The 21230-nt window shown below is 43.1% G+C and carries 23 protein-coding genes; 9 read left to right on the top strand and 14 right to left on the bottom strand.

What is annotated here, in order from left to right; genetic code table 11:
* Positions 1-2: 2 nt before the first annotated feature.
* From FGM00_RS06910 to FGM00_RS06895, 4 genes are all read right to left on the bottom strand, one after another.
* Positions 3-800 carry an alpha/beta hydrolase gene (locus FGM00_RS06910; protein ID WP_138852191.1) on the bottom strand — a complete coding sequence of 266 codons (798 nt, stop codon included), beginning with the start codon at positions 798-800 and terminating at the stop codon, positions 3-5.
* Positions 797-1660: an alpha/beta hydrolase gene (locus FGM00_RS06905; RefSeq protein WP_138852190.1), complete on the bottom strand. Its 864-nt coding sequence runs from the start codon at positions 1658-1660 to the stop codon at positions 797-799. The genes FGM00_RS06910 and FGM00_RS06905 overlap by 4 nt, the downstream gene beginning before the upstream one ends.
* 82 nt (positions 1661-1742) lie before the next feature.
* Positions 1743-2843, bottom strand: coding sequence for a magnesium/cobalt transporter CorA (corA, locus tag FGM00_RS06900; RefSeq protein ID WP_138852189.1), 1101 nt, complete (start codon positions 2841-2843; stop codon positions 1743-1745).
* A gap of 44 nt (positions 2844-2887) precedes the next feature.
* Positions 2888-3673 carry a tRNA pseudouridine synthase A gene (locus FGM00_RS06895; protein WP_138852188.1) on the bottom strand — a complete coding sequence of 262 codons (786 nt, stop codon included), beginning with the start codon at positions 3671-3673 and terminating at the stop codon, positions 2888-2890.
* A 262-nt stretch (positions 3674-3935) separates the two neighbouring features.
* On the opposite strand from FGM00_RS06895, the gene FGM00_RS06890 reads away from it, so the two are divergent.
* Positions 3936-4415: a hypothetical protein gene (locus FGM00_RS06890; RefSeq protein WP_138852187.1), complete on the top strand. Its 480-nt coding sequence runs from the start codon at positions 3936-3938 to the stop codon at positions 4413-4415.
* 279 nt (positions 4416-4694) lie between these two features.
* On the opposite strand, the gene FGM00_RS06885 is transcribed toward FGM00_RS06890, so the two are convergent.
* Both FGM00_RS06885 and FGM00_RS06880 read right to left on the bottom strand, forming a co-directional pair.
* Entirely contained in the window at positions 4695-6164 is a 1470-nt protein-coding gene (locus FGM00_RS06885) for an AAA family ATPase (RefSeq protein WP_138852186.1), read from the bottom strand.
* Between the two features lie 223 nt (positions 6165-6387).
* The gene (locus tag FGM00_RS06880) at positions 6388-7551 is read right to left on the bottom strand and encodes a vWA domain-containing protein (protein ID WP_138852185.1); all 1164 of its coding nucleotides are present in this window, start codon (positions 7549-7551) and stop codon (positions 6388-6390) included.
* A 101-nt stretch (positions 7552-7652) separates the two neighbouring features.
* On the opposite strand from FGM00_RS06880, the gene FGM00_RS06875 reads away from it, so the two are divergent.
* The 3 genes from FGM00_RS06875 (at position 7653) to FGM00_RS06865 (ending at position 10955) form a co-directional block, all read left to right on the top strand.
* The gene (locus FGM00_RS06875) at positions 7653-8474 is read left to right on the top strand and encodes a DUF1853 family protein (protein ID WP_138852184.1); all 822 of its coding nucleotides are present in this window, start codon (positions 7653-7655) and stop codon (positions 8472-8474) included.
* Positions 8475-8734: 260 nt separating this feature from the next.
* A complete protein-coding gene (locus tag FGM00_RS06870; protein ID WP_138852183.1) occupies positions 8735-9943 on the top strand; it encodes a DUF418 domain-containing protein in 1209 nt (402 codons plus the stop codon).
* Positions 9944-10151: 208 nt separating this feature from the next.
* Complete coding sequence (locus FGM00_RS06865) at positions 10152-10955, top strand: hypothetical protein (protein ID WP_138852182.1); 804 nt, start codon at positions 10152-10154, stop codon at positions 10953-10955.
* A gap of 135 nt (positions 10956-11090) precedes the next feature.
* Here FGM00_RS06865 and FGM00_RS06860 read toward each other — a convergent pair whose 3' ends face one another.
* Positions 11091-12818 (bottom strand): amidohydrolase, encoded by a 1728-nt coding sequence (locus tag FGM00_RS06860; protein ID WP_138852181.1) that lies wholly within the window; start codon positions 12816-12818, stop codon positions 11091-11093.
* 232 nt (positions 12819-13050) lie between these two features.
* Between FGM00_RS06860 and FGM00_RS06855 the strand changes: the two genes are divergently transcribed.
* From FGM00_RS06855 to FGM00_RS06835, 5 genes are all read left to right on the top strand, one after another.
* The gene (locus FGM00_RS06855; RefSeq protein ID WP_138852180.1) at positions 13051-13275 is read left to right on the top strand and encodes a hypothetical protein; all 225 of its coding nucleotides are present in this window, start codon (positions 13051-13053) and stop codon (positions 13273-13275) included.
* A 287-nt stretch (positions 13276-13562) separates the two neighbouring features.
* Positions 13563-13889 carry an ArsR/SmtB family transcription factor gene (locus tag FGM00_RS06850; RefSeq protein WP_138852179.1) on the top strand — a complete coding sequence of 109 codons (327 nt, stop codon included), beginning with the start codon at positions 13563-13565 and terminating at the stop codon, positions 13887-13889.
* Positions 13886-14344 (top strand): SRPBCC family protein, encoded by a 459-nt coding sequence (locus tag FGM00_RS06845; protein WP_138852178.1) that lies wholly within the window; start codon positions 13886-13888, stop codon positions 14342-14344. Before FGM00_RS06850 ends, FGM00_RS06845 begins: the two co-directional genes overlap by 4 nt.
* Positions 14345-14362: 18 nt before the next feature.
* Positions 14363-14605, top strand: coding sequence for a DUF1059 domain-containing protein (locus FGM00_RS06840; RefSeq protein ID WP_138852177.1), 243 nt, complete (start codon positions 14363-14365; stop codon positions 14603-14605).
* A gap of 269 nt (positions 14606-14874) precedes the next feature.
* Positions 14875-15465 (top strand): ASCH domain-containing protein, encoded by a 591-nt coding sequence (locus FGM00_RS06835; RefSeq protein WP_138852176.1) that lies wholly within the window; start codon positions 14875-14877, stop codon positions 15463-15465.
* Positions 15466-15629: 164 nt separating this feature from the next.
* On the opposite strand, the gene FGM00_RS06830 is transcribed toward FGM00_RS06835, so the two are convergent.
* The 7 genes from FGM00_RS06830 to hisA form a co-directional block, all read right to left on the bottom strand.
* On the bottom strand, positions 15630-17333 hold the full coding sequence (locus FGM00_RS06830; RefSeq protein ID WP_138852175.1) for a TIR domain-containing protein: 1704 nt from the start codon (positions 17331-17333) through the stop codon (positions 15630-15632).
* 118 nt (positions 17334-17451) lie between these two features.
* Positions 17452-18081, bottom strand: a complete 630-nt coding sequence (gene hisIE, locus FGM00_RS06825) for a bifunctional phosphoribosyl-AMP cyclohydrolase/phosphoribosyl-ATP diphosphatase HisIE (RefSeq protein WP_262711083.1) — start codon at positions 18079-18081, stop codon at positions 17452-17454.
* A gap of 19 nt (positions 18082-18100) precedes the next feature.
* Positions 18101-18718 (bottom strand): GNAT family N-acetyltransferase, encoded by a 618-nt coding sequence (locus tag FGM00_RS06820; protein ID WP_138852174.1) that lies wholly within the window; start codon positions 18716-18718, stop codon positions 18101-18103.
* Between the two features lie 15 nt (positions 18719-18733).
* Positions 18734-19489, bottom strand: a complete 756-nt coding sequence (gene hisF, locus FGM00_RS06815) for an imidazole glycerol phosphate synthase subunit HisF (protein ID WP_138852173.1) — start codon at positions 19487-19489, stop codon at positions 18734-18736.
* A gap of 186 nt (positions 19490-19675) precedes the next feature.
* Entirely contained in the window at positions 19676-19906 is a 231-nt protein-coding gene (locus tag FGM00_RS06810) for a four helix bundle protein (protein ID WP_236262957.1), read from the bottom strand.
* Between the two features lie 36 nt (positions 19907-19942).
* Entirely contained in the window at positions 19943-20461 is a 519-nt protein-coding gene (locus tag FGM00_RS06805; RefSeq protein WP_138852172.1) for a DinB family protein, read from the bottom strand.
* Complete coding sequence (gene hisA / locus FGM00_RS06800; RefSeq protein ID WP_138852171.1) at positions 20458-21183, bottom strand: 1-(5-phosphoribosyl)-5-[(5-phosphoribosylamino)methylideneamino]imidazole-4-carboxamide isomerase; 726 nt, start codon at positions 21181-21183, stop codon at positions 20458-20460. The genes FGM00_RS06805 and hisA overlap by 4 nt, the downstream gene beginning before the upstream one ends.
* Between the last annotated feature and the right edge of the window lie 47 nt (positions 21184-21230).

Genomic DNA, 21230 nt, shown 5'->3' with positions numbered 1-21230 from the left:
ATTTATTGAAACGCCTCGTTTATGCCTTTCTGAAACACAGCGAAATCCTGCAAATAGTTATGCCCTGCGCCTTCTATTTTATAAAACCTCTTATTGTCTCCTGGAATAGCCTCATATAAATTACGGGCTTGTTCAATGGGGATGACGGAATCCTCGTCGCCATGAAAGATGTAAATCGGGCATTTGACCGATTTGAGGTATTCGTTGCTCGGAAAGCGATAGGTAGCCAACCAGTTTACCGGAAAAATCGGAAAGCGATGTTCGCCCAAGGCCACGGCGCTATAGAAAGGGGATTCCAAAATCAGTTTTTTTGGGGAATTCTCAGCGGCCAGACCAGCTGCCACACCCGTACCGAACGAACGCCCATAGAGAATGATTTCCTCTTCTTTATATTTCGTAAGGGCATGGTCATAAAATAATTGTGCATCTTTTTTAAGGGCCTCTTCGCTCATTTTACCGGTGCTTTTCCCATAGGTGCGGTAGTCGACCATAATTGCATCGTACCCTTTTCTGGTAATGAGGTTGGCCACGTGGATCAAGTGGGAGATATTTCCGGAATTTCCATGAAAATATAATGCTACCCCTTTTGCACTATCCTGTTTGATGTGAACGGCATTCAATACGGCACCATCATCGGCGGTAAGGTTGAACTCTTCAAAATCCTGACAAAAATCATACTGATGATTCATCGGCATCTTAGACGGGAAAAATATTAGTCTTTCTTGAAAGGTATAGGTCAATATGGTCAATAACACATACAGCACTGCCAAGACAATGCTAATCTTCTTAAGTCTTCTCATTCTTTTTCTTGCAATTTCTTCGGGACCATGCTCGAACCTTTGAGGTCTGTGGGCTTGGGTTTCGTATTGATGATTTCGTCGAGCATTTTATGGTACGATTCAAATGTATTCAAATTTTTGTGCCCACCCCCGATTACCGTGTACAATCGAGACAGTTTCGGTTTTATCTTGGAGAGTTTTACACTAGTCTTATACGGAATCAATTTATCATCGGTGCCATGGATAATATGTACCGGACATTGTACGTATTGCAACCATTTATAAGTGGGCATAGGAAATTTGACCAATAGCGACAACGGCATGAAAGGAATGTATTTCTTGGCCATTTTGGTAAGACTATAGTAGGGTGCATCCAGAATAAGCATTCGGGGATTGTTCATGGAGGCCAGTTTGGTCGCAAATCCCGATCCCAAAGAGCGACCATAGAGTATGATGTACTTTTCGGAAACATTTTCCTTAATCTGATTGTATACTATTTGTAAGTCACGTTTTACCGCCTTCTGCGTTCGGCGGCCCGTACTCTTTCCGAAACCTCGGTAATCGACCATAACGACGTCGTAGCCATGACGCGTAAAATCTACGGCAAATTTTCCCCAACCTTTAATGCTCTTTGAATTTCCCTTTAAATAGAAGACGATGCCCTTTGGATTCTTGGTCTTAAAATGGAGTCCGTTTATAACAGCACCATCGCGGGTTTCTACATTGTATTCCTCTATTTCCTGATTATCGTAGTGAAACAGAAAATCTTTGGGCAACTTTTCAGGCTTGAACATAATGTAGTCCTGCAAGAAATACAACAGCACACTCAATACAATATAACTTGCCAAAACAATCAAAGTAATGTAAGCCCAGTATGGCATGAACCGTTGTTTAGAAGTAATGGTTTGGTTAACGTTATCCCTCAGACAAGATACAAAAAGTTGGCCTGCCAAAAAGGGCCGTCTATAACCAACCCTTTCGTTTAAAGTAAAAAAGCATGCCTACGAACAAGCTAATCATCACCCCCCAGACCACAAAATAGCCATTTTCGGTATGAAGTTCGGGCATATGATCGAAATTCATACCGTATATACCGGCGATAAAGGTCAGCGGGATGAATATCGATGCCATGATGGTCAACACCTTCATGACCTCGTTCATTTTGTTGCTCATGTTGCTCATATACATTTCCATGAGACTCATGCTCATCTCCCGATAGATTTGAAGCGTCTCATTGATCTCGGTGGCATGATCTAAAACATCGCGCAGAAAAAGCTTGGTCTCTTTTTTGATCAAGGGATTCTCTGTTTCTATTAAACGGACGATCATTTCGCGAACCGGAAAGATCAACCTCCGAAGGCGCATTACCTCTTTTTTTAGTGCCTGAATCCTTTTGGCGACGTCCGGTACGGGATTGTCATAGACTTCTTCTTCGAGCCCTTCGATTTGTTCCTGTATACTTTCCAATATGATGAAATAGTTATCGACGATAGCGTCTAAAAGCGCGAAAAAAAGGTAATCGGCCCCAGCAAAACGCACACGACCGGTCTTTGTTCGTATGCGCTCCCGTACCCCATCAAAAACATCATCCAACGGCTCCTCTTGAAATACGAGCACCGCATCCTCGACTAAGACCATGGCCATGTGCTCCGTTACGATTTTATCGTTTTTATCCAAATAGAGCATCTTGAACACACCAAAAATATAGTCATCGTACTCGTCTATTTTTGGTCGCTGATTCACGTTTACCGTATCCTCCAATATTAGAGGGTTCAGGTTTAGCTGCTTTCCCAACTGCTCGATATACTGCTCATCGCTCAATCCGGCGATATCGATCCAACTGATATGACCGGACTTCTTAAAATTTATAATCTCCTCTAAGGTATGTGGCTTATAGGAACGCTGTTCTTGCTCATTATAGGCCACTATTTGTACTTCGGCTACTTGTTTTTCACGTGTACCGACGTAGGTTACCGTTCCTGGCGCCTTGCCTCGTTTCTTGGAAAATTTGGATGTTGCCTTCGCCTTAGGTTGCTTCTTTTTTCCGGTCTTGGTCGTGGTCATGGTGTGCTATTTTCGATAAATATACAAAGGGAGCAAGAAATGGTTTATTTAAAATCGATGGCATTCAACAAGAGACCCGAGCCCGGGGCTACGAATTCCAATTGAATGCCACTATCCGCTTGTAATGACGATTCGATTTCTTCCAGTGTCAACTCCCCTTTTCCCAATTGAATCAGCGCCCCCATGATCATACGTACTTGATACCGCATAAAACCCGCTCCCGATATATGTAACGCATAGCTTAATGGAGGAAAAAAATTAGCCGTTAATAAAGTGTTTTCCTTGATTCGACAGCTATCTATGGTTCGAATGGTCTTTGAGTTTTTTCGCAATCGGGCCGTATACACCGAAAAATGGTGTGTTCCTTCAAACAGCAAAGCGCCCTGTTTCATCAAATCGATATTTAAGTCCGTTATGATGTTGGCCATAAAAGGGGCGCAAAATGGATGATTCTTTTCCCCGAAGGAAAATAGGTACACATACTCCTTCGATCTGCTACCTTGAATGATATTGAAATCAGCATCTACAAGCGAAATCCTTACTATCCTGATATCGGCGGGAAGGTTTTCATTAAAAAGGGTCGTAAAGTCCAAAAGGTTATCAATCGCGCTTTCCTTTACAAAGAGTTCAAAATAATAGTCCAAAGCGGAAACTTTTGCGTCTGTCCTACCGGCGCCGAGTATTTTGACATCCCGATCGGGCACGATGAATTTCAAGGTTTTCAGTAGCATTCCCTCTATGGTTTTCTGTCCCGGTTGTTGTTGCCATCCGCTGTATCGAAATCCTAAAAATTGTGCTTTTATAAGGTATCTAAAGCTCTTGATCGGCATGGATAGAATTATGATTAGGTGATTATTAAGGGAAATCTAGGGCTTTTTTTAGTATTTTTAAGGCTAACTACACAGCTAATCAATTCGTGGCTGAATTCTTTTTTTGGCTTGTAGGAGGGAAAGTCAAATATGCCATATGCATTACAATTTTTAAGGTGCGATTTTTTTTGGTTTGTTGTTCATCGATTTTTTTCAATAAAGCCAAATGAAAACCGTTTTAATTCGAGAACTTGATTTTTCCAAGATTTAATACGTGCCCCCAATGAAATATGCCTTAAAAATCCTTCCTTGGAAACGTGCCCTAGTGGTTTCAATAGCTACTTTGGCGCTCTTGATCGTTTTCAGCTTTTACGGTTTATATACCAACCAATTTTACTTCTTTAAATTTCAGAATTATATTTTTCCGTTAGCCGCTTTGGTGCATTTTGCGTTTTTATATGTACTATGGTTCAAAATAAAGGAGGAAGAAATTGCGGATCCGCAAATGCGCAATTTAGAATATGTACTATATGCCATCTTATTGGTCTACATTTATAAGCTCATCGATACCGTCCTGATAGTGGTGGGTGCATCAAAGTTTGTAGACCATACCATTCCAGAAACCTTCAAACCCATTGGCATTTTGATCATGGTGCTCTACACGCTACTTATCGTCCTTACCGTTCTCACCATTATTTATCGAAAAAAATACGTTGGTGGTTACAAGTTCGATGATATGAATCAGGTTGATAATTGGGATTAGTTAGATGGCTATGCAATCTCATGGTTATATCACTAATATAAGTTCGGGGATTTCTTAAAATCGACCGTTCACTGGAGAATAGAGTGCTATATAGGTTGTGGCTTTTTCCATTTAGATTTTGGAAATTCGTGTTTACACAAAATGTCCAGTCGTTTTCCCGATATTGTGCAAAAAAAAAGGTCTAACATAAATGCTAAACCTTTTATAATAAATCAGCAACATATTGAAAAACATCAATATCATTCATCGCTATCTTTTAGGCAATTGCGGGGATTGATATTACAAACCACTTATAAAGCTACCATAAAGGTCTTTGAACTGATACCCTTCCGTAAACCTGTTTTTGCTCAATCGCTTATGCGCGACCAGACCCCAAAGCACAAGTTCCTTTAAAAAATAGGTATCCTGCGCAGGAAAATCGGGCTGATGCTCTTTCAACAGACGGTTCAGTTCCGGAATGCTATCCAAGCTGCGTTTGTATTCCTTATCGGTAAAATCATCAAGCAGCTCAAAACCCTCTCCTTGAAAAAACCAATGCAACAGTTCATCGTACGGTGTTTCGGCATCCTTCTTTTCCAATTTGTTTATCTTGGGAAAGTACATCGGAAACAACGATTTTACCGCGTCATCGATTAATATGGCAGCAACGCCATCGGCACCCTCCTGCTCCCCCTCATAGACTAGCTCGATCTTACCCGTAATGGCAGGAATGACGCCTAAGAAATCGCTAAGGCGCACCATAGTGTTTTCGGCTCCGGTTAATAGTGCCCTGCGCTCGGCAGTACTCAATAAATTTTCGAAGGCAGTAATGCTCGTTCGAGCACTTACCCCACTCTTTGCATCAACATACTCGCTGTTGCGTGCCTCGAAACTAATTTGTTCCAACAAATCCCTTGCAATGTCCGGCACATAGACCGAAGCGGTCTGCCGTTCATCCAATTTGGATTCCTGCGCTGTAATCTTGCGTGCCGTAGTAATATCGTCGGGGTAATGGGTCAATATTTGTGAGCCAATCCTATCCTTTAGGGGAGTTACGATACTTCCCCGATTGGTATAGTCTTCGGGATTTGCCGTAAACACGAATTGTATATCCAACGGTAGGCGCAATTTAAATCCACGGATCTGGATATCGCCCTCCTCCAAAATATTAAAAAGGGACACCTGAATGCGCGCCTGTAAATCGGGCAACTCATTGATTACGAAAATACAGCGATTCGCACGCGGAATCATTCCAAAATGGATTACGCGATCATCGGCATACGACAGCTTTAAATTCGCCGCCTTAATGGGGTCTACATCCCCTATCAAATCCGCCACGGTTACATCTGGCGTAGCCAGTTTTTCATAAAAACGCTCGTTTCTATGCAACCACGCGATGGGAGTATCATCCCCTTTTTCCTCGATCAATTGCATCGCAAAACGGGACATCGGTTGTAAGGGATCATCGTTTATTTCGGATCTTTCCACTAGGGGAATCCATTCGTCCAATAAATTTACCATCAAACGGGCCAAACGTGTTTTCGCCTGCCCTCGAAGGCCTAACAAGTTGATATTGTGACGCGATAAAATCGCTCGTTCCAATTCTGGAATAACGGAGTTTTCATAACCCCATACGCCAGCAAAGGTTTCTTCGCCGGACTTGATTCGTTCCCGTAGGTTATCACGCAATTCATCTTTGATACTTTTGGTTTGGTAACCCGCTTTCTTAAGCGCTCCTAAGGTGGAGATTTCTTTGTAGTTCAATTTCATAGTTTTTTTAAATAAGAGTAGCGAAAATAGAACGGCGGTAAGCGGCATAGTTACTGCTAGTACATCTCAATCTACTTTTCCACCATCAATGCTTTGGCTAATTTTCAATTTTTTTTTAATTTCTCTATATTACCCTAATGATATGGTGCTTCGACAAGCTCAGCATGACATTTTCGTATATGATCGTCAATCAATTGTGAATTTCCCGGCCCGCGCAGCAACCCTACTTCAATCTTTTCCTCCGATTGTTCTCGTAATCCTCGAATATCATCTCTCCCAATCCCTTTAAGCCCGTAAAAAACGCCTTGCCTTTGTTCGCTTCGGTAAAGTGTCTGATAAATTGCATTAAATAGGGGTCTTGCGCAATCATAAAGGTAGTGATGGGTATGTGTAGCTTTCTGGCCTGACGTGCCATATTGTAACACTTTTCAACGATATAATCGTCTAAACCCACGCTGTTTTTATAGTAATTGCCGTCGGGCAGCCTCAGGCAACTTGGCTTCCCGTCCGTAATCATAAATATCTGCTTGTTGGTATTTCGTTTTCGACGCAACATATCCATCGCCAGCTGCAATCCCGCAACCGTATTGGTGTGGTAGGGACCAACTTTCAGATAGGGAAGTTCTTTGATCGATATAGGCCAGGCATCGTTTCCGAACACTAAAATATCAAGTGTGTCCTTGGGGTATCGTGTGGTAATAAGTTCCGCCAAGGCCATAGCCACCTTTTTGGCCGGTGTTATGCGATCTTCACCGTAAAGGATCATACTGTGGCTGATGTCGATCATCAGTACCGTACTCATCTGTGCCTTGTACTGTGTATCCTCAACGACCAAGTCTTCCTCACTCAGTGAAAAGTTGCCGATACCGTGGTTTATTTGGGCGTTTTTCAAACTCTCCGTCATCGATATGTGCTCCAGACCATCGCCATAGCGGTATTCGCGCATATCGCCGGTATGTTCATCTCCTTGACCCGACTTGCCCGTTTTATGATTGCCCGCCCCGCTGCGCTTTAGTTTCCCGAAAATCTGGTCCAAGGCTTTCTGCCGTATAATACGTTCCATTTTGGCGGTAATCGAAATGGTGCCGTTACCGTTACCATCCTCTCCGTCCTCTCCTTCTTCACCCATTTGGCCGCCGCCATCCTCGAACTCCTCCCGTATGTAACCTTTGGCCTTTAACTCTTCAATAAAGTCATCTATAGTATAGTCTTCGTCTGTCAACTCATACTCCTTGTCCAACTCCCGGAGCCAATCGATAGCCTCATCAAAGTCCCCTGAAGTGTGGGTAATCAATTCCTGAAAAATCTCAAAAAGTTTGTCAAAAGGGGAAAGTTCGGGTGCCTCGTAAGGGGTAAATCGAAATCCATTTCTCATATTCATAGCCATCCTATAAAAATACTACATTCTAGGTATAGGATTTTGATTTTTTAGGAAATGTTAACGGTTATTCCGAATTCAAACATGATTCCCTTAAATTCGTTTTCAATATGGATTTAGCGTTTCGCAAAAAGCAGTGTATCGGGTTTTTAAATACCCCGCCCTTGTGGATCAACGAGCAGTTTAACATACAGCAGTTCGAGCTTCCTGAAATCGATTTGACGGAATTTGAACCAAAAGCCATTCCCTCTAAAATACGATTGGGACATCAGATGGAGTATGTTTTTAAACAGCTCGTCGAATACCACGGCAATTACGAGATACTGCTCCACAACCTTCCCGTACATCGCGGCAAACAAACCATTGGTGAAATCGATTTTATTCTAAAAAGCTTGAGTACCGAACAACTTGTTCATGTAGAACTTACCTATAAGTTTTACATCATCAATCCAGAAATTTCGGAGCCGATCCATCAGCTCATGGGGCCCAACAAGCGGGATATGTTCTTTACTAAAATGGAAAAAATAAAAAAGGAGCAATTTCGACTCCTGCACGCCCCCGAAGGCATTTCAGCTTTATCGGAAAAAGGTGTAAACCCTGCCGAGGTGCTACATCGAACCTGTTACAAAGCACAACTCTTTAAACCCTTTAAAAGCGATGCGAGCCATATCCGACCTTTGAATACGGACTGTATCGTTGGCTATTGGTTGCGTTTCGATGACTTTAATTCAGAAGCCTTTAAAGACTATCGATTTTATATACCCTATAAATCGGAATGGGTGGTTGCACCACATGATAAGGTGCATTGGACTCCCCATTTTGAAACGCTTATGGACATCAACCTGCGCATTCTAAAGAAAAATGCACCGATGGTATGGATGCGGAAATCGGATTCCGTTTTTGAGAAGTTTTTCGTGGTTTGGTGGAAGTGAAAAGAGGCTTGATGTTCGATGCACGAAGCGGGAAGTAAAAAGTAGTGCCAAGATTGAAAGGCGGATGAACCAGGACCAACGACGTAAAAACTCAGTTGGAAGTATGCGTTTTAAAATATATACTTTTATCTCTAATTTAATGAACTAGTCTTGGGTTAATTGAGAATAATTTCCCGGCTCTAATTTTGCATCTAGTTTTTCGTATCTTTTTATAGTAACATTTCAGGTTTAATTCGGTCTGTCAACTATGAATCAATCCTATGACCATCAAAACTTCATCCCGTATTGAAGTTATCGATGCCCTGCGTGGTTTCGCACTTGCCGGAATTTTGATTTGCCATATGGTCGAACAATACATCGGCGCAGGGGCCCCGATGCAGCATTCCAAAGCGGTCGGCGCAGGGCTTGCCAATCAGCTGATAGATGGTTTTATCGGAATTTTCCTTAGAGGTAAATTCATAGCCCTTTTTTCTTTTTTATTCGGACTCAGCTTTTTCATCCAAATGGATAATAGTGCCCAAAGGGGTATGGCCTATGAAAGAAGGTTCCTATGGCGCCTATTACTACTCTTGGGAATAGGCTACGTGCATAGCCTCTTTTATCGGGGCGATATTTTAACGGTATATGCTTTGCTCGGAATATTTCTCATACCATTTTTTTACCTACGGAACAGATGGGTACTTGCTTTCGCAGGGTTATTATTTCTAGGACTCGGTCGTTATCTCGTTTTCTTCTTTACCCAAGGACAGCATCTTTTCCTTGATGTTGATCCCATGAACATGGAGGATCCCAATCTACTCGAATACTATAATACGCTTAAGAACGGAAGCCTTTGGGACGTTTTTGCCACCAATAGGTGGGTTGGGCATATGGATAAACTGAATTTTCAATACGGTATTTTTGGGCGGGGTTATTTTACTTTCGCTTTCTTTCTGATCGGTTTGTATGTAGGGAGGCTGGGGCTTTTAAGACACTTTCGGGATAACCGTAAATTCACTAAAAAAGTGCTCATAGGAGCGCTGATTTTGTTCGTAGTATCCTTAGGGATTACGGCTGTTGCCTTTATAAGTCTCGGCCCTGAACCGTCATTCTATAATTGGGCCGCCATGATCGGCATTTCGGGCATCGATATGGCCAATTTGACGATGACCCTAATGTATATAGTCCTCTTCGTTATGCTCTATCGCAAAACAAAACCGGAAAAATGGTTGGTCAAGTTCGCGCCTTATGGCCGTATGGCCCTGACCAACTATGTGCTTCAAAGTATTATCGGAACTGCCTTGCTTTATGGTTGGGGATTGGGATACCTGGGGGAGCTTCAAAACATCCATACATTTGTGATTGCCTTTGCTTTAATTGGAATGCAGATGTGGGTCAGTAAAATCTGGTTGAAGCATTTCAACTATGGACCGCTGGAATGGTTTTGGCGAAGTCTAACCTTCTTTAAGGTATTCCCGATGAAGAAATAAAATTGAAATTAAGTATGTAGGGTACTAATCACGCTGCCGGCAGGTGGCTTGACGCTGACAAAGTGGACTGTATACTTCGTGCTTTTTTAGTATTCATAAGTAAATTTGGTCGCATATGACATGGTTGTATGTCGAAATAGTATTCTTTTCTTCAATATTATCGCCATTTTTTAGTTATAATACACTCTATGAATGAACCCCTCATACCATGAAAAGACTTATTTTAAGCCATATTCTTATCATTTTTCTAGTAGTCATTTCGACATACTCCTGTAGCGAAGATGCCTATATGCCAACGGATGCCGAAGAGGAGGTAATGGAAGAAGAAAGTGAAACCGAGGATGATGCCTCCACGGACGAAGAAACCGGCACCGAAGACACTACATGTTCTGACCCCAGCAATTATATCTTTTCGGAAAAGGACGGTCTAGTGCTTGTGGAATTTGAAAATGCGGAATTCTCCGCAGATTGGGCATTGAAAAGCGACGGCGATGGCCATTCCGGAGCCGGATATATGGTATGGGAAGGCCAACAGCATCTTAGTATCCCTGGTAATGGCACTGCTACATTTAAAATAAACATCACGAACCCCGGCACCTATCAATTCTTATGGAATTCGGCCGTAAAAACCGGTGATAACGGCACAGATCATAATGATACCTGGTTGCGTTTTAACGATGCTCAGGATTTTTATGCCCAAAATACGGACGGAACGAGTACCGTCTATCCCAAGGGAATTGACAAAACCCCCAATCCGGAGGGTGCTTCGGCCGATGGCTGGTTTAAGATTTACAGAAGTGGCAACAACCTCGATTTTAAATGGCAGGCCTCTACCTTTGATAATAATCCCCATAACATTTTTGTCCAATTCGATTCTGCTGGGACATACCTAATGGAAATTTCGGCCAGATCGTCCGGCCATGGTATCGATAAATTCGTATTGTTCAACGACTCCGTGACGCAGGCCAACGCGATTTCAAGCAATGAAGAGAGTGTTATTAGTTGTGATTGAGGAAAGCAGCGAGAAATAGCAACGCTATTGGAAATATAGAATCAGGATGAACTTCATATTTTCGGATTCCTTCGCACACCTGGGCAGGCCGACTTGACGAATCGTGTATAGAACATAACGGATACCGCATCTAAATTATTCTTCCTTGGCGTACACTATTTCACCGTCGAATATGGTCATTACCACCTCGGTTTTTAGAAACTCGTCCTCCGGAACGGTCATCAAATCTTGATCATAAACAGTGAAATCGGCGAGTTTGCCAGGGGTAATCGAGCCCTTAATATTCTCCTCGAAAGCACCGTAGGCCGCATCCAAGGTATAGGAACGTAAGGCTTGTTCCCTAGTCATTTTCTGCGCTGGCTCATAACCATCTTCGGGTGTGCCCTTCAATGTTTTACGGCTGACACTCGCGTACAGACTCGCAATCGGGTTTAACGGTTCTACGGGTACATCGGTACCGTTCACGATAGGGATACCGCTCTTTAGCAGGTCTTGCCACATATACGCCCCTTCTGTGATACGCTTCTCCCCCAAACGGTCGATTGCCCAAGGTCTGTCCGATGACAGGTGCACCGCTTGCATGGCGGGGATAACCCCAAGCTCGGCAAAACGCGGAATATCATCGGGATGCAAATGTTGTGCATGCTCGATTCGAAACCGATGGTCTTGCGTGCCATCGGATACCTCATCCAGAGCAGCTTCGTATCTATCCAATATTTCCCTATTGGCACGATCGCCAATAGCATGGGCACACACTTGAAAACCTGAATTGAGTCCGTTAAGCGCGGTCTCCTTTACAAAATCCATAGGCAGGGTTTCATGTCCAAAATGTCCCGGGCGATCGGTATATGCCTCTAAAAGCCATGCGCCCCGAGAACCTAAGGCTCCATCGCAATTCAATTTGACGGAACGTATGGTCACCAAATGATCCGCATCGATCATCGGGCCTTTTTGATACCATTCGGCAAGAAGTTCCTTGTCCCACCCTGTGAGCATGGCATACATACGCACCTTCATTTTATCCTTATCTTTCATACTATCATAAAGAGCAATGGTCTCTTTACCGATTCCGGCATCGTGAAAACCGGTGATACCATTTCTATGACAAGCGGCAACGGCCATTTCAAAGGCCTTGGCGTCTTGTTCGGGCGTACTTTCCGGAATATGTTTGGTGATCAAGGTCATGGCACGCTCGTTAAATATTCCGGTCGGGCCACCAAATTCATCACGCATGACTTCGCCGCCTTCAATCTCGAACAGGTCAATCCCCTCGTTCGATACTGCTTTGAGTCCCGCTATTTCCATCGCCTTGCTATTCGCAAAACCGGCATGTCCGCTAGCATGCCGCAAGTATACCGGATTATCGGGCGACACGGCACTCAACAACTCATGGGTCTGAAAGCCGTTGACCATTTTTTCGGGCATCTCCGTCCATTTACTTTGATGCCATCCGCGACCGGTAATCCATTCCCCAGGTGCGGTGGTTTTCACTTTTTCGGCTACCGCATCAACGATTTCCTGATAACTGGTCGTGTGCATCAAATCAAGGTTCAATTCGTTGTAGCCCAAGCCCATAAAATGTCCGTGGCCTTCGATCAGGCCCGGCGTCATGGTTTTACCCTTCAAATCAATACGTTGGGTATCTTCGCCCAAAAATCGCTCCGCCTCGGCCAGACTACCGGCAAATTGAATGACGCTGTCCTTCGTCGCAACTGCCTCGACCGTAGCTTGAGTGGAATCAACGGTGTAGATGGGTCCGCCATAAATCAATAAGGTGGCGGATTCCTTTTTTTCGGTAGTACAAGAGGTGGTTAATAGAATAAGGAACACCAAACTCCAGAGCGTTGCATATTGGAATTTCATAGGATGGATTTTGAAACGGGAATTTACAATTTTAAAGTGAACTATTATTTCATTAAGGTCCAAGCCAAAAAAGATTTCCCCCGCTGTTGTAAATGTTTCCGTTCAATGGAGTTCTACCTCTAAATCATACTAATTGCACTTCGAACGGCAAGGTCATGAAAAATAGAAAGATAAAGAATATGATGCATCATCTCATTACAACTGTAGTATATTGCCTTTATATACCAGAAATATGAAAGTGAATTTGTTGTCCTGTGACGCCCAGCGGCCAGATAGTAGAGCTATAGCGGACTGTATGACAGCGATTTCCGCAGATGGGGATGCATCAGTGTTGCAGGAATTGGCGGCCTTGTTGTTGGAAGGGGAAGCGGTAACCATTGAAGTAGCGGATAAGAATACCGGTTCTGCTTTAAGGGCTTTGCGAAAACTTGATATTGACTATGAGATTCTAGCATAGAACGAATGGTTATAACCGCTACTTTAGATAGTATTCTGTGGTAAGGCAAACGCAGCAGGTGCTATTATGCTTTCCGATGTACATTACTCGTGCGCATTGATTTTTCCGAGGTTTGGATATCATCACGTTTAAAGACATACCTGTATGTCCATTCAACGGTCAACAAGACTTCTGCCAAAACCCTTCCCCTACTACATCAATTGTGTATTACTATAGTTTTAAGCAAAAATTATTTGTGTAACCGAATGATTACATATATATTCGTAACCGATTAGTTACTCAATTATATGAGAAGGGATGTTTTTCAGGCAATTGCCGACCCGGTAAGACGGGACATCATTGAACTGTTGGCCGAAGAAAGACTTTCGATAAACGCGATTGCCGAAAAGTTCGAAATCAGCCGACCTGCCATTTCCAAACATCTGAAAATTTTAAAGGAGTGCGAGATAATCGATTATGTAAAAGAGGGAAGGGAACGTTTTTGCTTTATTAAACCGAAAAACCTCATTCCTGCATTTATGTGGATTGAGCAATACCGCGAATTATGGGAAGACAAATTGGACTCTTTTGATAGCTACCTAACCAAATTACAAGCTAAATCCGACGGAAAATGAATACATCCAACGAAATGAATAATAGAACGATAACGATTAAGCGAACCTTTAACGCCCCGATTAGTTTGGTTTGGGAGGCGTGGACACAATCGGAACATATTGCGAAATGGTGGAGCCCCAAGGGAATCAAAACAATAGTAGTAACGCACGATTTCAAGGTTGGGGGTAAATGGAAATATATCATGCCCATGCCCAATGGACAGGAATTTATAGCCGAAGGTGAATACACCGAAATAATCGAATTCGAAAAAATCGTATCGACGGCGAACTTTAAACCGATGACAGAAGGAGTTGAAATACACTCTCTGTTTCGACCCAATGGCGACAAAACGGTTTTTACGTTTCATGTGGTCCATCCGACGGAGGAATACAAGATACAGCAGGAGAAAATGGGAATTATGAACGGTTGGGGTTCCGTTTTCGAAAGACTTGACGCACTTCTAAAAAATAAATAACCAATACATAGCAATACAATGAAAACAATGACATGTAAACAATTAGGCGGAGCCTGCGACCAAGAATTTCATGCCAACTCCTTTGAGGAAATTGCCGAAATGAGCAAAAATCACGGAATGGAAATGTTCCAAAAAAAGGACGAGGCACATCTAAAAGCGATGGGAGCTATGCAAGAACTGATGCAATCCCCCAACGAAATGCAAAAATGGTTCGAGAACAAGCGAAAGGAATTTGATGCGCTACCCGAAAATAAGTTGTAAGAATGAGCTGTTATCGACCTATCTATGCTATTACTCTAAATATCTTAGAAAGAATCTTGGAAAAAGATGTTTGATAAAATGCTTCAAGCCAGTTTCCCACTTTGATGAACTTTTATTGAAAATCCTTAATTTTTCGATGTAATCGTTACGCGACGTCCAGTTATCTGGTAATGACGGTGCTTTTACATAACTTCACCCAACAAATTGTGGCATCACCTAATAAAAAATTTACTATGGATATGAAATGGAGCGCGTTTAAACTATGCGGAATGCACTATTTAGCATGCATTTTCATAATGATATTAAACGGCTGCAAAAACGAATCGAACGCCACTACGGAAACTTCGGTGAAAACCCAAACGGTGGCGGAAACGGAATCCGAAAACGCAATTGATCCATCCGTGGCCGGCATGTGGCAGGACTACATCGCATCAAATCCCAAATTCGAAGGCCAAGAGATTCCGGAATCCGATTTTTTTCACAACAACAGGGCCGATGCCAATCGACTGGCCGAATTGACCCTAAACGGAAAAAAGAAAGCATCTTCGGGATTGTACAGTTTATATAAATACTATCAGGTTGCGCTACCAAAAGTTGGTACAAAGCAAATCGTTACCGACTTCGATGGTAAAGCAGTAGCGATCATCGAAAATAAACGAGTGGATACCATCCCATTTAATCAGATTTCCGAAGATTATGCGGGATTGGACATGGGAACGGATGTGGAGCCCCTGGAAAAATGGAAAAAAGCACATTGGGACTTTTTTGAAAATTTCTTAAAAGAAAGCGGAGGGGAACCGAACGAAGAAATGCTTATCGTGTGCGTAATATTCAAGACTGTCTGGCCAGCAAAGCACTAAGGCTGTATGACCCTTGTCTTACTCCAACCACTGGCAAAATCGCAACTCATAAGAACTAACACAAACCCTATACTGAGAACGCCCCGGTAGCGAGCGCATCCACCTGCATCGGCTCCAGATTAATAGTGGGATTTTACTCGATCATCGAGATTTTCCATTTCTCCTTATCTGCTAAAATCCCGAACGGCCCGTACAAGAAATTTTCTGGTTGCCAGACCCTTATTGTAGTGGTAGGAGGCATTCCCATCGCTAAACCGTAAGAGTCGAGCTTGATAAGTATCGAAAGGAGTGGCGCTCCAATACAATTCATCGGCAAATTCCCCGCTATTGTCCGCGCCCTGCCCGATTGTACGGTACATCAATCGTAATTCGTCCAGGGTCGGCAATCGCCAGCCTTCGCCTAACTGCTCATGAATCTTGTTCCCGCTTTCCCATGGCATGGGTCCACGGTCTTCGGGATAAGCGATTTTACCTGTATTACCAGCCGGGTCTAATACAAAAATTAATCCCCCGGAGTACGTATCGCCAATCCCTAGCTGCGAAATAGATTCGTTTTCGGAAACGACCTCGGTATCGGATTCGGTCGTCTGAACAGAATCCGCTACCGTAGCGTTGTTCGTTCTCGGTAAGGTAGGCGTCGGTTTTTCGGGACTGGAATTGAACAAAGAAAAGGCCACGATGCCTAAAGCGATCAGTGCTGCTATTCCCAAGCCAATACCAATTCTTTTCTTTGTGGTACCCCTTTCACTCTGCTCCACATCTTCCCTATCCGTCCAGTCGCTGGTTTCAGATCCGGATATTTCCTCTTTCCGTTCTTGGGCTAACGCTGCTTCCCTTTGTTCCTCCGCTTCCCGACGGTCTTTCGCTTCCTGAGCGATTCTTTTCTCCTCCTCTGCCCTTCTTTTAGCAGCAGCCGCTTCCTGCTGTCTTCGCGTTTCCTCCACGGCCATTCTCTTGGCTTCCTCTTTTTTCTTACGTTCTTGTTCTTCGAGCGCTTTTCTTGCAGCTTCGGCTTTCTGCTCGGCCTTAGCCTCTTCTTTTAGTCTTTCGGCTTCTTCGGCCATTTTTTTGGCTTCCGCTTCCTCAATAATTCGTTGTTCTTCAAGGGCTATTCTATTCGATTCAGCCTCTTCGGCGACTTTCTTCGCCTCGGCGGCCGCCGCTTCGCGTAGTCTAAGTTCCTCCGCTGCTCTTTTTTCGATTTCGGCCTTCTCCCTTAGCTTTTGCTCTTCCTTCACCCTACGCTCCTCGGCCTCTTTTAAAAGGCTGTCCTCCGGTTTGGGGGCATTATCCACATCGGGCCTTTCTCCGAAATTGAGCGTTATTTGTTCTTTAGGGATTTCGTCCGTTTTCTCATCTGCAATGTTCTCCTGGGATAGTTCGGCATCCCCATCTTCGGTAGCCGGTGCTATCATACGCTTAACATGGTCGGTCACTTGTGCTAGCGCCTTCTCACTCGAATCCCATTTATTTATCGGTTTTCCATCTTCCGGAAGCACCGGCAACTCCTTGAAGCTAAAGTCATAGTCATCGGAATTGAAATCAACATCCCAGGGGCAGTTTTCAAGTACTATCGGTACCACAATAGCTTTGCCTTCTTTGTATTTGTCGATGATCATTTTAAATTCATCCTGCTGAATGAATTCGGAATACATGAACCCATTGCTCAATAAAAAAAGAAAGATATCGGCTTCATTTAATCTGGACAGATTTTGCGGTTTCCATTGTTGACCGGGAAAAATCGGGCTATCGTGCCAAATGGATACGTTAAATTCCTTTTCCCAAAGCTGTAAACGACGTAGGAGGTCATGTGCCAAGCTCTTGTCCAAACTGGCATATAGCACGTAAATGTTCTTCTTCGCATTCATTTCCTCGATACCTTATCCTTTCGCTTTTTCAATTTTAATTACCCAATCTAAAATAGAGAATAATGGTCTTAAAGTCAGTGTTATGAACAAAAAATTTTTGTGGTTTTACCTGGTAAGGCTACTTATGTCTTTTTAATAATTCGGCCTCGATATCGATCAACGTAAAGCCTTTGGCCTGAAGCAAAATCAAGTAATGAAACAATAAATCGGCACTCTCGTATAAAAAGAGTTCATCATTATCGTCTTTCGCTTCTATGACCGTTTCTATCGCCTCCTCACCGACTTTTTGGGCAATCTTATTGATTCCCTTTTCGAATAGCGATGCGACATAGGAGCTCTTTCCATCGGCAGAAGTACGTCTTTGCTCAATGATATTTTCCAACTGTGACAAAAAACCGAAAGTAGAGGTGTTTTCGGCATCCCAACAGGTATCGCTGCCTGTATGACAAGTAGGGCCTAAAGGTTTTACGGAAATCAATAAGGTATCGTTATCACAATCGTTCTTCATATCGACAAGGTGTAAGAAATTGCCGCTCTCTTCCCCTTTCGTCCATAATCGCTGTTTCGAACGGCTGAAAAAAGTAACCTTTTCGGTTTCTTGGGTTTTTTCGAGCGCAGCCTGGTTCATGTAGCCGAGCATCAATACATTCTTGGTTGCGGCATCCTGAATTATAGCGGGCACTAGTCCGTCTGCATTTTTACTGAAGTCTATTTTCATCATTTTCCAATTCGTCTTTTTTCGTCGCATCAGAGTCGCTTTTGTCCTCTCACACGTTCTCTACAGTTGCTAAAGGAGACATTACCCGATTCATTCGCAAGAGGTAAATCGGGAAGCCCAAACCCTCTTCTTTTTTAAATACTTTCAATCCAAATTTTTGATAGAGCCTCACATGTTCTTCGGAAGCGGTATCCACAATAATAGGCAACTCATTCTTCTTGAAATCGTTAAACACCTGCATAATCAACTTTGCAGCCGTCACTGTTCCCTTAAATTCATTTTTAACCGCAAAAATCATTGGTCGTATATACTTTCCTTCCGGATAATTTCGCTGTATGATTTTTTGACGTTTCAAGACCTTCCCGACTCGCTCTATTCCAATACATCGAAATGCCAATTGCAGGGTCGACCACAGCTTGGCTATGCTAAATTTATCTTTATGTGCGTAGGTAATCAAAAGGCAACTGGCACGGTTGTCGGATAAAAATACTTCGCCCGTTCGCATAGCGGTATCGAATAAATATCCCATTAATACCTGCATTCTTTGGGTACGTTTATCATCTTGTTTCACCACAAAATTAATGGAATTATTGTCATCCAAAGGCTCAAAGGCTTCTACCAAGATGTTCACCACTAATTTTCTATCCGCTTGGGTTGCTCGTATCAATTTATCAGACCATTTTTATATTCGAACCGGAATACCATTATCACGGAGTTCCTGTTTTAAATCGCCAATCGCTATTTCCTTAAAATGAAACACACTCGCTGCTAGGGCGGCATCTGCTTTTCCATCGATAAAGGTATCGGTAAAATGTTGAACCGTACCCGCTCCTCCAGAAGCGATAATAGGAATGTTCAGCTCTGTGGAAAGTCTGGCCAGTGCCTCATTGGCAAAGCCATCTTTGGTGCCATCGTGGTCCATAGAGGTAAATAAAATTTCTCCTGCACCCCGCTTTTCCACTTCTTTTGCCCAATCGAACAAGTCCAACTCAGTGGGTACCTTACCCCCTACCAAGTGTACTGTCCATTTCCCATTTATCTGCTTCGCGTCGATGGCGACGACGATACATTGCGAACCGAATTTAGCGGCCAAATCATTTATCAGTTGCGGATTTTTTACGGCGGATGAGTTTATCGAAACCTTATCCGCCCCATTTTGCAAAAGGATGTCGACATCTTCCACTGAGGATATACCGCCACCAACAGTGAACGGGATATTCACCTTCTCGGCCACGTGGTACACCAACTCGGACAATGTCTTGCGCTTTTGCTCGGTGGCCGAAATATCCAGGAAAACCAATTCATCGGCGCCCTCCTTGCTATAAATTTCAGCGAGCTCGACTGGATCACCGGCGTCACGCAAATCTACAAAGTTGATTCCTTTTACCGTCCTGCCATCTTTGATATCCAAACAGGGAATTATTCTTTTTGCTAACATATATTAAGGTACGAAGTTAGAAGTACGAGGTACAAAATTCTAATTGATTCATTGGCATACAAATCACTTTTTCTGATTCTTTCTAGCCGTTTTGATTGATGCAACAGTTATTGCCAACAACTCTTGACCTTCTTTCTTAAGACGCTTTATTTCCTCATGATTCGAATCTAAAACTTCTATAAATAATTACAACCAATAAACGGACTCGTCTGCCTCTTCTTCAACAATTTTGAGTTTGTTGATGAAATCCGCCGTAGATTTAGCTCTTTGGGATGCCCTATAATTAACGCCGACGGAGCTAGAACATTTAATAAGCTGTCGTACCCAAGCATCCAATTCTCTAGATTTAGGAATTTTGGTGCAAAGGTGCCAACAATCGATCGTAAACCTCTTGGTTCTTAATTTCAAATCTTGCATAGCGCTAACTTTAATTTTATACCTCGTACCTCTAACTTATAGTTGATTTTTAATATTCAAATCGGTGCCACTATAAAAACCAAGGTCTTTGTTCTTTAAGAGCTTGACCCAAAAGGCTATTTGTCCGGTATGATAGGAATAGTGCTCCACAGCGTGCATAATTACGCCGACACCCGAAAATGAAAAACCTTGCACGGACCTGACCTTTACCAATTGCTTAACATCCGCATCAAAAATGATCCGCCTTACTTCGTCGACCGTGCGCTCCAATTGTTCCAAAATTTGCGCTTTGTTTCCTGTTGCATGTGACGAGAATTCCATGTCGCGATTTCGGACATCTTCGCTTTCACCTAAGGATGCGATGATGTACTGCGTCATATTTCCACATAAATGCAATATCAAATTTGCGATGGAGTTCAAAGAAGCATTGGGTTTTAACCACAGCTCCTGCTCGCTGATTTCGGTCAAGCTTTTTCGTATCATACGCGTGCTTTCATCCATACGGAACAAGGCATTTTTCACCAATTCCTCTACTATTCTTTCTTCGTTGCTCATGTGGCTAAAATATACTCCTCCAGTTGTTTCAGATGTATCTTGTTTTCATAAATGGCCTTACCGATAATGGTGCCTTCACAACCGATTTCCGCTAGTCTGGGCAATTCGTCAAAGGTGGATATTCCACCGGAGGCAACCAGTTTCAGACCGTTGGAGCTGGTCAGTATTTTTTCATATAAAGCAAAGGAGGGACCCTCTAACATACCATCCTTACTGATGTCGGTGCAGATAACATACTGAATCCCTTTTTTTTGATAGGATTCTATAAAGGGAAGCAATTCTTCGTTTGAATCTTCCTGCCAACCGGAAACGGCCACTTTCTCATCCAAAGCATCAGCGCCTAAAATGATGCGGTCAGCACCATAGGTTTCAATCCATCCCGTAAAAGTTTCTGGATTTTTTACCGCGATACTACCGCCCGTTATTTGATGTGCACCGCTCTCGAAGGCAATGCGCAAATCCTCATCGGTCTTTAGGCCTCCGCCGAAATCGATTTTCAAATTGGTGTTGGAAGCGATTTCCTCCAATATGTTATGATTGACAATGTGCTTGGATTTCGCACCGTCAAGATCCACCAAATGCAAATAGGCAATGCCATGGGCCTCGAATTCCTTCGCGACCTCCAGAGGGTTTTCATTATAGACTTTTTTAGTGCTGTAATCTCCTTTTGACAGGCGAACACACTTGCCATCTATGATATCTATTGCGGGTATGATTCTCATTGGTTCATGTTAGGACTGTGAAACCTGCCTCCCAGCAGGGAAATTAA

Origin of the sequence: Aggregatimonas sangjinii (assembly GCF_005943945.1) — a bacterium.
In the GTDB taxonomy this organism is placed as follows: Bacteria; Bacteroidota; Bacteroidia; order Flavobacteriales; family Flavobacteriaceae; genus Pelagihabitans; species Pelagihabitans sangjinii.
Note: the sequence above shows the minus strand (reverse complement) of the source record. Positions and strands in the feature narration are given on the sequence as shown.